This window comes from Streptomyces sp. NBC_00414, from assembly GCF_036038375.1.
Lineage (GTDB): Bacteria > Actinomycetota > Actinomycetes > Streptomycetales > Streptomycetaceae > Streptomyces.
This window is the reverse complement of sequence record NZ_CP107935.1, coordinates 4,903,603-4,915,965: the sequence shown is the minus strand read 5'-3', so window position 1 is coordinate 4,915,965 and position 12,363 is coordinate 4,903,603. Positions and strand designations below refer to the sequence as shown.

Genomic DNA, 12,363 nt, shown 5'->3' with positions numbered 1-12,363 from the left:
TGTCACGGCGGCGAAGGGGAGGCGGCCGACGGATGTCCGTCCTCCGGGCGGGCGAGCGGGCCGTCGGCGGCTTCGATTACGCTCGGGGCCATGGCCGACGCACCGTACAAGCTGATCCTCCTCCGCCACGGCGAGAGCGAATGGAACGCGAAGAACCTGTTCACCGGCTGGGTGGACGTCAACCTGACGGAGAAGGGCGAGAAGGAGGCAGTCCGCGGCGGTGAGCTGCTGAAGGACGCCGGCCTGCTCCCCGACGTGCTGCACACCTCCCTCCAGAAGCGCGCCATCCGCACGGCGCAGCTCTCCCTCGAATCGGCGGACCGCCACTGGATCCCCGTCCACCGCTCCTGGCGCCTGAACGAGCGCCACTACGGTGCGCTGCAGGGCAAGGACAAGGCGCAGACCCTCGCGGAGTTCGGCGAGGAGCAGTTCATGCTGTGGCGCCGCTCGTACGACACCCCGCCGCCGCCCCTCGAGGACGGCACGGAGTTCTCCCAGTCGGACGACCCGCGCTACGCGACGATCCCCCCGGAGCTGCGCCCCCGCACGGAGTGCCTCAAGGACGTCGTCGTCCGCATGCTCCCGTACTGGTACGACGGCATCGTCCCCGACCTCCTGGCCGGCCGCACGGTCCTGGTCGCGGCCCACGGCAACTCGCTCCGGGCCCTGGTCAAGCACCTCGACGGCGTCTCGGACGAGGACATCGCGGGCCTGAACATCCCGACGGGCATCCCGCTCGCGTACGAACTGGACGCCTCCTTCAAGCCGGTGAACCCGGGCGGCACATACCTGGACGCGGACGCGGCGGCGGCGGCGATCGAGGCCGTGAAGAACCAGGGCAAGAAGAAGTAGGAATAGCGATCACGCCCCTGACCTGCGCACACGGCGCAGATCAGGGGCCCTCGTTTGTTCTGGGCCCACTGTGGGCCCTCAGCGCGGAGGATCGTTCGGCCGCAGAGCCTTGCCGAGAACCTTCCTCGCCCGGTCGCTACTGCTGGGCATGAGGTGGGCGTACACCTTCAGCGTGAGCCCCGGGTCGGAGTGCCCGAGATACTCACTGACGGCCTTGATGCTCTCTCCGGCGTCCAGTAGGACCGAGGCGTAGAAGTGCCTCAGGGCGTGCATTCCGTGCTCCCGAGCGGCGGCATGCTCGCGGCTCTTCGCCTTGGGGATGACGCCGACCTTGGCGAGTGCGGGCTTCCAGTGGTCCTCGTTCAGCGACGTACGCCAGACGTGCCCGCCGAGGGGACCGGTGAAGATCAGGCGCTTGGTCACGGGCGAACCTCCAGCGCGCATCCACGGGAGCGTGATCTCTATCGGCGGGAAGAGCTTCATGTGCGCCTTGAGCGCGTCCGCCACGGGCTCGGGGAGCGGCACGTCGCGCAGCTTGCCGCCCTTGGGCGGGGCGAACACGGGTTGACTCAGGCTCAGCTTGAGTTGCTGGACGACGTGAAGCGTGCCGTTGCCGAAGTCCAGCTCTTCGACGGACAGTCCGAGGATCTCCCCCTGACGCAGGCCGCAACCGGCGCCCACGTCGACCATGGGCCGGAACCTCTCGACCAAAGCGCCGCGCATGGCGAAGACCCGATCCGGCAGCCACGGGACGACACGGCGCGCGCCCATTTCCGGGAGCGTCACCGTGCGCGAGTGGCAGGGGTTCCGGGGTAGGTAGCCGTCCTCAACGGCCGCGCTCAGGATGGCTCGTACGTTGGAGAAGATGACGCGGGCGTACGAGCCAGACATGCCGGCCGTTTCGAGCTGCGTGACGAACTCTCGGATGTGGCTCGGCTGGAACGAGCCGAGCGGACGCGTCCCGATGCGCGGGAAGGCATGCAGCTTGAGCTGAGACTGCATCGACGCCCGGGTGTTCGGGTCGCCACTCTGGCTCTCCAACCACTTCTCAGCGAAGTCCTGGAAGGACGTACGGGCCGCGTTCGGGTCGATGTACTGGCCGCGTGCCACATCTGCGCTGATGCTGCTGAGCCATTGCTCGGCGAGGCGCTTCTGTCCATCGGCGAAGGACTTGCCCTTGCGCTTGCCGTCAGGTGCGAAGTACCGGGCCCGGTAGCGCAGTCCGGTGCCGTGACGGGCGGTCTTGGTGCGGACGGTCTTGCCGTCAGCGTCGGTTTCGGTCTTGAACCAGCGGTCTTGGATGCTCCCTGCCATATTCGGCGGAGTCCTCTCGGCATAGAGCAGGGCCGACCATGCGGCCGGCCCTGCTTGTGTGTGAGGTTGTGTCAGACCGCCATGCGGTCGGCGTTCTTGAGCTGCGCGACGTAGGCACCGACTTCGCCCGGGTCGTAACGGACGTGTTTGCCGATGCGGAAGCCCGGCGGGCCGGTGCGCTTCCTGCGCCACTGGTAGACGGTTTCGCGGGGGACGCCGAAGATCTCGGCGATGTCGTTCGGGGTTAGGTATCGGTCGGGCAGGCCACTGCGGAGGGCAGCGCGAGCGTCGGGTTGAGCGGAACGGGGTCGGCTCATAGGGGCCTCGGCGTCGAGTCGTGTTGCGTTCGGGGGCTTCTCGCGGTGCGCGTCTGTCCGAGGTGTGGATTTCTGCGTCACCGCGTCATCAGCGTCACTTGAGGATCTGACCTGCTGGTTTGGGTGACGCGGCAGTTCGGGGCTGCGTCACCGGTGCGTCATCGGCTGCGTCATCGGGTGACGCAGGTGACGCAGGATGACGCAGAGCCATCCGTCTGCGTCACCGCTGTCTCCGCAGCTCAGCGGCCGTTTTCCGGGCCGGGTGACGCAGGTGACGCAGCGTCTTCCTACTTAGGACAAAGAAGGGGCCGCCTGTGGTAGTTCGGTGCGGCTCACAGAGCGAAGAAGGGGCCGCTGCGCGGCGCGACCTTGGGGCGGCGTTCCGCCGAACAGCAAGAGGAGCACGTGCTCCTCTTGCTGTTCGCTTGAGCGTGCGGATCAAGGGTCAGAACGCCCGCGTCTGCTCGTGCGGAGGCAGGGTCAGGACGACTGTGCGGGTCATTTCGAGGTAGCGGCCCGCCTTGGTGCGGCCCGAGTCGATGAGGACACCCCGAGCCGACAGCGTGGGTTGGAGGCGCTTGAGGCGGTCGGAGAGGACTTTGCCGGTGGTCGGCCACCCCTTGGGCAGGGGACGGCAGTCGTCGCCGCTGTAGAGGCTGCTGAGGCAGGCCAGCCACTCGGTGGATGTCATCTGCTGAGCTGCGCCCGGTTCGATGGTCTCCGCGTGCCTGAGAACGGTCTGTGCGAGGAGGTCGCCCTCGATCACGTCGTCGTTCAGGTCGTCCAGGCTCGCCCGGTACGCGGGCAGAGCCCCGAGGCCGGTCGCGGCGTCGAACTGCGCGCACAGGTGGGCGAAGTCCGCCATCCGCAGGTCGGTGGGGGTCTCCGCCTCCACGGCACGGACCTTGACCGCGAGGTCCAGGAGCGAGCCAAGAACGACCGGCAGCACTTCCGCGTAGTCCGCCCACAGTTCCGCCTCGGTGCGCCGCACGCGGGGCCGCTCCAGCCGCAAGGGCAGGAGCCGTTCGGCGAGGTCGGGCCGGATGACGCCGACGTCGATTCCGGTGAGGAGCAGGGGGCGGCGGTAGCCGACGCGGAACACGTCGCCGTCGGTGAACAGGGCCCGCTTGACGCTCTCGGCGCCGGTCACGATGCAGCACATGGCGTCGGACAGGTCGGGGGTCATGTGGGAGAGGTTGTCCAGCGCGGTGACCCAGCCCGCCGCAACGGCCGCGATGAGGTTCTCCTCATCCTTCGGCGCCCGGCGCAGGTCACCGGTCATGCCTTCGATGATCCGCACGAGCATGCGGCCACCGGTGGACTTGCCCGCTCCTTGTGGTCCGGTGAGGAACGGGGCGGGGACCGGCACGGACGGTCCGAGGCAGCCGATGAGCCAGGCGATGGCCAGGCATTCGGTCTCCGCGTTGGCGAAGTTGCACAGTCGCATCAGCAGGTCGATGCCCTTGCCGTCGGTGTCCTTGACCGGCAGCGGGAGTTCCCCGGTGAGCTGTGTGCGCCGCCAGCACACCTCACGCGGGTCGGGGGTGAGGATGTCCCAGCCCGACGGGTGGATGCGGACGGACTTGCCGTCGTCGCGTCCCAGGTCCAGCCACGTCGCCCCGTCGAACCCGGGGGCGACGCGGATGTTCACGGCGTGCGTGTCGGCGTCCAACGCGAGCGCTTCGATGAGGTCCAACGCCTCTTTCATCGCGGACCCGTTGAACACGCCGCGCCCGTCTTTGAACAGGCCGACCATGAGTTCCTGCCGGTGGCTGCCCGTGGTGCCCTGGGAGCGCATCGGGCGGGCCACGGGGTGCCCGTTCTTCTGCGCGTACACGGTGCCGTCGGGGGTGCGGAAGTACCGGAAGTGCGCCTGTGCGTAGTCCGTAATGACTTCGCGGCCGGGCGTCTTGTCGTCCTCAGACATGGCTCAGTCCCAACGTGGTCAGGGCGTTGGTCCACGCATCAGTGCAGTGCCGGGCGGTCTCGCCCTTGGCCTGCGCTGCGGTGAACAGCCGGGCGGTGTGCGTCTCGGTGAGGCAGCCGCACCGGCCGTGCGTGGACAGCACCGCGAGGAACGTCCGGTAGACGGTCGCGTGCACCGCCTCACGGGCTTCGGTGATGTGCTGCTCCGCCATGGCGATCCCCCGGTCCAGATAGGTCGGCGTGCGGTGCGGGCACTCTCCGCCACCGATCGACGCGGGCACCGTGACGGCTACCGAGCGGGCCGGGGCCGGCTCCTTCACGGTCAGGGCGCGCACGGCGTCCGGCAGGGGCGCCATGGTGCCGGTGCCGGGTCCGAGCCACCGGGCGTAGGCCATGGTCGACTTGATGTCGACGCCGGGCCGTACGCCGTTGGCGCCCTGCATCGCGCCCCGGTAGAGCCAGTGCTCGCCCCGGGTCGTCGTCACGGTCCGCGTCGCGGGCAGGCTCGCACGGGCCCACGCGATAGCGGCCCGGTTGTCGAGATCTACGACGGTGAGGCCGGCGCCGCCGGGGTGGTAGGCCACGCCCGCCGCCTCCCGCCACGCCCGCACCCACGGCGTGGAGTTGATGACGTGGGGGTCGGTGGTGGCGGCGGCCCAGCCGTGGCACGGGTTCGGGCAGGTGCAGGGGCCGGGGGTCTTCATGTTCGGACGGCCGCTGCAGGCGTTCTTGGCGCAGGCCGGGCAGTTCCCGAACGGCACCTTCCCTGCTCGTAACGGCAACGGGGGCACGCCGTGGGCCGCGAGGCTGAGCGCGGTGCGCAAGTGCTCGCTCATGCCGCCGCCTCCAGCCGGGGGGCGAGGGCGGTGAGGTAGGCGGCCCCGATCCACGCCGTGTACGCGGGCGGGAGAGCCTCGCGGAGGCGGAGGTGATCGGTGGACCAGTCGATTTCCTTGGCCTCCCGGATCTCCTCCACGGTCGCCTTGCCGCCACCTTTGCCGTACGCGGCGACGTACGGACCCTCGTGGTACTCGCCGTGCCGCCAACCGCGCACCCGCCCACGGTGGCGCGGGTGGGAGGGCTGCGGGAACGTCCAGCCTCCGAGTTCGAAGTAGCGGTGCATGAGCACCGCGAGGCCGAACTGTTCTCCACAGAGGCGGATGTCCTTGCGGACGTCGGAGCCGGCCACGTTCTCCATCACATACGGCCGCCCCGTCGCCTCCAACGCGGCCCGGGTCGGCACGATCAGCCGGGGATAGGAGCGGCCGATCGCGGCGTTGCGGGCAGCGTTCGTGCCCTTGGTCGGGGCACCCTCGCCCTGGCACGGGGGCGAGGCGTGGATGAAGTCGAATTCGTGGCCGTGCGCGCGGATGTACTCGATCGCGTCGCCCTGGTGGAAGGCGTCACCGCAGTAGTCCGGCTGGGCCTGAATGTCGACGCCGGTGACGTGGCAGTTCGGCCCGAACGCCCGCCGGTAGCCGTTGGTGGCGCCACCGATGCACGAGAACGCATCGAGCACGCGGACAGGTTCGAGCCCGGCGAGGGCTCGCCGGATGTCGGTGGGTTGGGTCATGCTGGAGGTCTCCAGTTCGTAGGTGTGCTGGATTGGCGGCGGCCCCGGTCATTGGCGTGAGGGGGCCGCCGTTGTCGTTCGTCGGGGGTGGTCAGGCCGCTTGCCGGCCGGGCAGGAGCCGGCCGTCGGCGGTCCTGTGCACGGCTCCGTCAGCGGTCAGGGCCCTGATCTCGCGGGAGACGGTGCCCTTGTTCAGGCTGGTCCGGTCGGCCACGTCCTTGGCCGTCCGGGCACCGGTCTGCACGGCGGCCAGCACCTTGTCCCGGTTGCTCAGCGCCCCGGACGGTGCGGCCGTCTCCTTGACCAGGTGCAGCGGTCGCGGCGACTGCCCGCCGGTCGACTGGTCCGGGGTCCAGATCGATTTGGGCAGTGCGCGGACGCCTGCGTCGTCCAGGGTCCAGGTGCGGAGCATGCGCGGCCCGTAGCCCTTGAGGTAGCCGTGCCCTCGGTACTCGCGGCCTTCGGGGATCTGGTGCGGCGCGTAGTGCGCGCAGTCGTCCAGCGCGACCTGGGCTTGCGTGGTGCCGGCCACCCGCAGCGAGAACCGGGTGAGGAGGTTGGGTGCGATCAGCTTGTGCACGCCCGGCGCACCGCCATCGGTGAGCGGGTACTGCGTCGCCCACCACAGGACGACACCGCGCGAGCGACCGAGCGAGGACAGCTCGATCAGCCGTTGTAGCCGGTCCTTGTCCTTGGCGATCAGGGCAAGGATCACCTGTCCCTCGTCCACGACGACGGTGAGCTGACGGCCGTCCCAGACCGAGATGCCACGCTGCTTCATGTCGACCTTGCGGCGGGTCATCTCCGCGTGCGCGTCGTCCACACCGGCCGTGATCTCCTCACGTTCCACGGCGACGCGGCACGAGTGCTCCCAGATGTTGGCCTCTTCGCCCTTGCCGTCGATGAGCAGCAGGTCACCGCGCAGGTGCGCGGTCGCCATGAGCGGACGGAACGACCAGGACTTGCCGGTGCCGGACGCACCGGACACCAACAGCCGCTCATCAAACGGGATCAGGACCTCATCCCCGGTCTCGGTGTCCAGACCGAGGCTCATCGCCATCGGGTCGGACGGGATGCGGTCCGGGGTCCACAGCGAGGAAACGCCCGCGGCTGCCGACCGGGTCGCCAACGTGACGACGGCCCAGCCGCCGCGCGAGGCGGACGTGATCCGGATGCGCAGCGCGGTGCGGGCACCCAGCAGCGCACGGACCGAATCGGCCTTGTCCGCGAGCGTCTTGACCGTCCACGTGCCATCCAGACGGATCTCACACCGGATACCGCCCGGCTCCATCGCCGGAGGCGTTGTCACCGTGCCCGACAAACCACGGTCGGGGGCGTGCTCCACCCAGTACGAGGGGTCGAGCCGTTCCATGAGCTGACGCTCTTCCAGCGAGACCGACTCATCGACCGGTACCCGCAGCTTGCGGCGACCGAGCGCGAGAGTGGCCACGTTCGCGCCGATCAGCGCGGCCGAGGTGGCGGCCGGCCACAGTGTCAGGTGCGAGGCGGACATGACCACGGACGTGACGACCGTGGGCACGGCGTGCAGCGAGTGCGCCTGGATCGCGCGGGCCTTGAGCGTGCTGGGGTAGTTGACCCGTGCGGCCTTGAGCTTGGCGCGAGTGTCACGCTCGTGGCGAGAAGCTGCCTTGCTTGCCACCCGGGCGGCACGGCGGCCGGCCGCGAACGGATTGTTCGACGCGGCACGCGCAGTGAGTTGCTGCGACTTGGCAGTGGACAGCGTCGAGCGCGCGGCGTTGTGCTCCTTCTGCGCGGCCATCAACGCCTTGAGGTGCTCGGGGGTGCGCAGCTTGTCCCGCCGGTCCGCCTCAAGATCCCAGCGGGCCGCGAACGGAACGCACACCGGAGAGAGCGAATCCAACGCGCCGTTGGTGGTTGTGGTGGTGGTCGACCATGCTTGCTTCCAGTCCACGAAAGGGTCCTCCAAGACCGTGGATGAGGGCCGGTGCGCCGTCGCATGGCGTCACCGGCCCGCCCGAGTTGCACAGGGGTGGTGCTGTCGGTTGCGTCGACAGCACCGGTTGAACCCCCGCAACCACATCTGACCTGCGAAGTTGCAGAGTTGAGCAGTGGGGAGGGTGGGGGCCCTACGCGCCCGCGCGCGTAGAGCGGCGGAAAATCGGGCCGTGCAACCCCCTCACGAGGCCCTGAACAGCCGTTCACGGACCGGGGGATCTCGACCCACACGGAAGGGGGTCCGGGCGCCCTGCGGGCCGCCTACGGCTCCCGGCTCCGGTTCAGTGCTTGGGGCGGGCGAGGCGCAGCGTGATGCCGCCGATGCCGATGGGTCCGGCGGTTTGGGCGATGACGGTGGCCGTGTGGGCGGCGGCGTCGAGCAGCGCGCACAGGGCGGCCACCAGTCCCCAGCCACCCAGGGCGGCGGCTCCGGCGATGGCGAGGGGCAACAGGTAGTGGCGCAGCGGGCGCCCCTCCTGGTCGGTGGTGTGGACGACGATGACGACCGGTTGCCCGGTCGCTTCGGCGCGGCGGTAGGCGTCGGCGGGAATGTGCGGGGCGATGATCCCCGGCGGGTCACGATGTGCCATCAGGGCTCCTTCCTCGGGTCAGTTCGAGTCGGCGCAGGGCACGCACATGCCGAGCGAGGTGGCGATGACGTATCCGGCATCGCGCCGGCACTCGGGGCAGATCCGCCGGGCACGGTTGGCCTTGGCGAGCGCGGCCCACCGGGCAGGTGTCATCGGGCGGACGGGCTTGGCCAGGTCGATGAGGTAGAGGTAGGCGACCAGCGGGCCCCGCCGGCGGCGGGGGCGCTGGAGTTCGGCGGCTACGTCCTGGCCACCCGGACGCAGCTCCATCGCGCGGAGCTGCCGACGGGTGGCCAGTCCCTCAGGAGCAAGGCGCCACCGATACACGGACAGCGAGCCACCCACCGGTGCGGTGGTCATCAGCGGCCCGTACCGGCGAGATCAACCGGAGTGCCGTTGACGGGCCCGCGCAGTTCGGCGTACCGGGTCGAGACCCAGCCCACCGACCAGCCGCACAGCTCCGCTGCGGTCCGCACCGACATGCCCTCCCCGTGGGCGGCGGCCACGATGGCGCGCGCGTCGTCCTCGGGGAGCTTGTCCGTGGCGGGGCCGGCGGACAGCAGCGCGGCGCGTTCACGCGCGGCCCGCTCCTCCCGCTCAGCCTGTTCACGGCTCTCGCGTTCGGCACGCTCCCGCTGCTCGTGTTCCGCGTGCTCGGCGGCCACTCGTTCACGGCGTTCACGGTCGCGCTCACGCTGTTCACGCTCACGGTCCACGCGTTCACGCTGCTCGCGCTCGGCACGTTCCCGAGCCTGCTCGCGCTCGCGTTCCTCGCGCCGGACGGCGGCCTCCCGCTCGGCCTGTTCACGGACCATGCGGGCTTCGTGCTCCCGCTGTTCACGGACCAGCGCCGCCGCATGCTCGCGCTCCTCGCGGGCCCGCCGGGCAGCCTCATCACGCCGCTCAGCGGATGCACGTTCGCGGGCTTCCCGCTCCGCCTGCTGCTTGGCTTCCAGCACCACCACGGCGGCGGTGATGGCCCGCCGGTAGGCGAGTCCGGTCTCTGCCGTGACGATCAGCAGCAGCGGCGCGACCGCATGCACAGCCACGCCCACCAGGTCGTTCTTCAACGCGGAGTCCGCGACGTTCAGGGCCAGGGTCATGCAGCCGGTCATCCACCGCAGTGCGATGGGCCACCGTCCGCCGTTGCCCCCGAGCCGGGCGAGTACCGCGTCCAGCCGGACCACGATGACCACGGCCGCGTCCACGACCAGGGGAAGGATGGGTGCGGTCCAGTCCCACTTGTCGGGGGTGTGCTCGGCCGCGAGCGGGGTGACGGTGAGGATCGAGTAGAGCATCGCGCCCGCCACGATCAACCACGTGCCGACCGACAACGCCCGCTCCGCTGAACGGATCTGAACGCCGTTCATACACTCACCCCCGACCATGAACGCACCCGGATCGCAGCGATCAGAACGACCGCAGAGGCAGGGTCCTCGGGGGTCTCGTTGTCCTCGGTCCACGTCCACTCAGCGCCCGGCATCGGCTCGAAACCGAGCACGCTGAGCGCGTCCGTACGGTCCGTGAACGTCGGCACCGCACGCCCGAACCGGTGCTCCGGCCACCTCTCGCAGGTGTTCAGCAGCACCACGTACAGACGCCAGAAGCCCTCACGGAGGGACATCTGCGCGGTGAACTCCCGCACTGTCTGTCCGTTCATGCCGCGCCGCCCCGGTGCATGTCCGCCGTCTGGTTGGCCAGCTCGCGGCGGGCGGTGAGGACCCGGCGGCGGGCCCGGCGGATGCGGCGGGTGTCCAGCTCGTTCGGGGAGTGGTTGAGCGCGATGATCTGCGCGTCGAGCAGCTCGACGCCGGCCAGGATGACCGGCATCTCCCGCTCGATCGCGTCCAGCTCAGCGTCCGTCGGCTCCATGAAGTCGGCGAACGCGGTAACAGCGTCCTGAACAGTGACGATGTGATCCATTGGGTCGTGTTCCTCTCAGGTGAACGGCCCGAACAGCGGCCCCGGTGTTCGAGCACCGGGGCCGCGCGCCGTTGAAGTCGGTCAATCCGGCTCCCCTCAGCGCTGCTCGTACGAGACGAGCAGCGGAGGCAACCGGCCCGCAGAACCGCTGCGGGGGTCGGTCGTGCTGTACCGCGTACGGGACGAGCCCGTACGCGCCCGCCCTCTCGCTCACAGCGGTGGGGCGGTGGTCTTGCTTCGACACTCTGTTGAGTTCTCAACCAACGGGCGCTTCCTTCGTACTCACCCCTGCGGGCTTTCCTCCGGGCGCTGGCAGTGCAGGTGAGGCACACTTGAAGGTGTTGCACCACCTGTGCAGCTTGTTGGTACAAGCTGATGCGGTGATGCTGCACCCACGGACAGTGAGTCGTCAAGGGGGTTGGCCTACATGTACCAACAAGTTGCGCGAGTGCGTCATGATGAAGGCATGAACAAGCAGCCGAAGTACCGGCAAGTTGCCGATGCCCTGCGCCGCGAGATCGACAACGGCACGTTCCCGCCGGGGTCGCGGCTGCCCTCCGAGAACGACCTACAGCAGCGGTTCGACGCGTCGCGGAACACCGTCCGCAACGGGCTAAGCCTGCTGGTCAGCGAGGGATTGCTGACGTCCAGCCAGGGACTCGGCTACGAGGTCAAGTCTCACGAGGTGTTCGAACTCAACGCGTCCCGGTTCGAGAATCTGAACTTCCCGCAGAACGGGGACTCGTACAGCACCGACGTCACTAACGCGGGTCGACGACCGCACCAGACGTTCCGAGTCGAGATGCTGCCGGCGCCGGAGGGGATCGCTCAGCGTCTGAACACCACGACAGGTGCGAAGGCGGTATTGCGGTTTTGTCATCGCTACGTGGACGACGTCCCTTGGTCGACGCAAGCGACCTACTATCCATCGTGGCTGGTCGACGAGTCGCCACGACTGGCCGAACCAGGCGACATCGAAGAGGGCACGACGCGATACCTAGCTGCTCAGGGCATCGAGCAGGTCGGGTACTTCGATGAGATCGCTGCGCGGATGCCGACGCCGGAGGAGGCACGGCTGTTGGAGATCGGCGCCGGTGTTCCGGTGCTGCTCTGGACACGGACGGGCTATACGGCGGATCGACCCATCCGATGCACCATTACGACGTTCCGGGGCGACCTGAACCGCATGAACTACGAGATCGGCGACCTGTCCGCCCGAAGTGAGAACGAGCCTCAGTGAAAATCCTCCCTGCCCAGCCGAACGACGTCGCCAAGCTGTTGGCCTTCCGAGAGGAGGCTGCAGCCTGGCTCTCCCGTATTGGTAGCGACCAGTGGCAACGCCCATATCCGGCTGACAAGTTGCTGGAGACAATTGAGGCGGGAACCGTCTTCATGGCCTTGGATGGTGACGCGACGGCAGGCACGATCACCCTGACTCCCAACGCGGAGGCGGGGCTCTGGACAGAGCAGGAGCTCAAAGAGCCTTCCCTGTTCATCAACAAACTCACGGTGGCTCGCACACACGCTGGACAGAACGTTGGTGGACGACTACTCGATTGGGCAGAAGACCGGGCTTACCAGGCAGGCGCGAAGTGGCTCCGACTGGACGCGTGGACGACCAATCAGGGACTACAGGCGTATTACGTGCGCCAAGGATTCGAACACGTCCGCACGGTTCTTGAGGGCGTTGCAGTGAACGGCGGACCGCGAGTTTCGGGGTGGCTCGCCCAGCGTCCCGCACGTCCAGCAGAACACGGCTTCTTTGATGAAACACCAAGTCCGGATCTTATCGTCTGAAATCGCGAACACCTGTGGGGGGATATGGACGCGACTGTCTGGCTTAGCGGATTGACGGCTTTGGCTGGCGTCGGATTAGGTGGCCTGCTGTCGT

General features: G+C 68.8%; 14 protein-coding genes. 3 read left to right on the top strand and 11 right to left on the bottom strand.

What is annotated here, in order from left to right:
- Positions 1-90 precede the first annotated feature (90 nt).
- The gene (locus OHS59_RS21135; protein WP_328494980.1) at positions 91-852 is read left to right on the top strand and encodes a phosphoglyceromutase; all 762 of its coding nucleotides are present in this window, start codon (positions 91-93) and stop codon (positions 850-852) included.
- A gap of 78 nt (positions 853-930) precedes the next feature.
- Here OHS59_RS21135 and OHS59_RS21130 read toward each other — a convergent pair whose 3' ends face one another.
- From OHS59_RS21130 to OHS59_RS21080, 11 genes are all read right to left on the bottom strand, one after another.
- On the bottom strand, positions 931-2,166 hold the full coding sequence (locus tag OHS59_RS21130; RefSeq protein ID WP_328494979.1) for a tyrosine-type recombinase/integrase: 1,236 nt from the start codon (positions 2,164-2,166) through the stop codon (positions 931-933).
- A 71-nt stretch (positions 2,167-2,237) separates the two neighbouring features.
- Complete coding sequence (locus tag OHS59_RS21125) at positions 2,238-2,483, bottom strand: helix-turn-helix transcriptional regulator (protein WP_328494978.1); 246 nt, start codon at positions 2,481-2,483, stop codon at positions 2,238-2,240.
- Between the two features lie 445 nt (positions 2,484-2,928).
- Positions 2,929-4,410, bottom strand: coding sequence for an ATP-binding protein (locus tag OHS59_RS21120; protein ID WP_328494977.1), 1,482 nt, complete (start codon positions 4,408-4,410; stop codon positions 2,929-2,931).
- Positions 4,403-5,245: a bifunctional DNA primase/polymerase gene (locus OHS59_RS21115; protein ID WP_328494976.1), complete on the bottom strand. Its 843-nt coding sequence runs from the start codon at positions 5,243-5,245 to the stop codon at positions 4,403-4,405. Before OHS59_RS21115 ends, OHS59_RS21120 begins: the two co-directional genes overlap by 8 nt.
- Complete coding sequence (locus OHS59_RS21110) at positions 5,242-5,982, bottom strand: DNA methylase (RefSeq protein WP_328494975.1); 741 nt, start codon at positions 5,980-5,982, stop codon at positions 5,242-5,244. The genes OHS59_RS21115 and OHS59_RS21110 overlap by 4 nt, the downstream gene beginning before the upstream one ends.
- A 91-nt stretch (positions 5,983-6,073) precedes the next feature.
- A complete protein-coding gene (locus tag OHS59_RS21105) occupies positions 6,074-7,915 on the bottom strand; it encodes an ATP-binding protein (RefSeq protein ID WP_328494974.1) in 1,842 nt (613 codons plus the stop codon).
- 325 nt (positions 7,916-8,240) lie between these two features.
- On the bottom strand, positions 8,241-8,549 hold the full coding sequence (locus OHS59_RS21100) for a hypothetical protein (RefSeq protein WP_328494973.1): 309 nt from the start codon (positions 8,547-8,549) through the stop codon (positions 8,241-8,243).
- 18 nt (positions 8,550-8,567) lie between these two features.
- Positions 8,568-8,909: an RRQRL motif-containing zinc-binding protein gene (locus OHS59_RS21095; protein ID WP_328494972.1), complete on the bottom strand. Its 342-nt coding sequence runs from the start codon at positions 8,907-8,909 to the stop codon at positions 8,568-8,570.
- Positions 8,909-9,919 carry a DUF2637 domain-containing protein gene (locus OHS59_RS21090; protein WP_328494971.1) on the bottom strand — a complete coding sequence of 337 codons (1,011 nt, stop codon included), beginning with the start codon at positions 9,917-9,919 and terminating at the stop codon, positions 8,909-8,911. The genes OHS59_RS21095 and OHS59_RS21090 overlap by 1 nt, the downstream gene beginning before the upstream one ends.
- The gene (locus OHS59_RS21085) at positions 9,916-10,209 is read right to left on the bottom strand and encodes a DUF6303 family protein (RefSeq protein WP_328494970.1); all 294 of its coding nucleotides are present in this window, start codon (positions 10,207-10,209) and stop codon (positions 9,916-9,918) included. Before OHS59_RS21085 ends, OHS59_RS21090 begins: the two co-directional genes overlap by 4 nt.
- The gene (locus tag OHS59_RS21080; protein WP_328494969.1) at positions 10,206-10,472 is read right to left on the bottom strand and encodes a DUF6284 family protein; all 267 of its coding nucleotides are present in this window, start codon (positions 10,470-10,472) and stop codon (positions 10,206-10,208) included. Before OHS59_RS21080 ends, OHS59_RS21085 begins: the two co-directional genes overlap by 4 nt.
- Positions 10,473-10,938: 466 nt before the next feature.
- Between OHS59_RS21080 and OHS59_RS21075 the strand changes: the two genes are divergently transcribed.
- Together OHS59_RS21075 and OHS59_RS21070 are read left to right on the top strand one after the other, a co-directional pair.
- Entirely contained in the window at positions 10,939-11,712 is a 774-nt protein-coding gene (locus tag OHS59_RS21075) for a GntR family transcriptional regulator (protein WP_328494968.1), read from the top strand.
- Complete coding sequence (locus tag OHS59_RS21070; RefSeq protein WP_328494967.1) at positions 11,709-12,269, top strand: GNAT family N-acetyltransferase; 561 nt, start codon at positions 11,709-11,711, stop codon at positions 12,267-12,269. The genes OHS59_RS21075 and OHS59_RS21070 overlap by 4 nt, the downstream gene beginning before the upstream one ends.
- Positions 12,270-12,363: the final 94 nt, after the last annotated feature.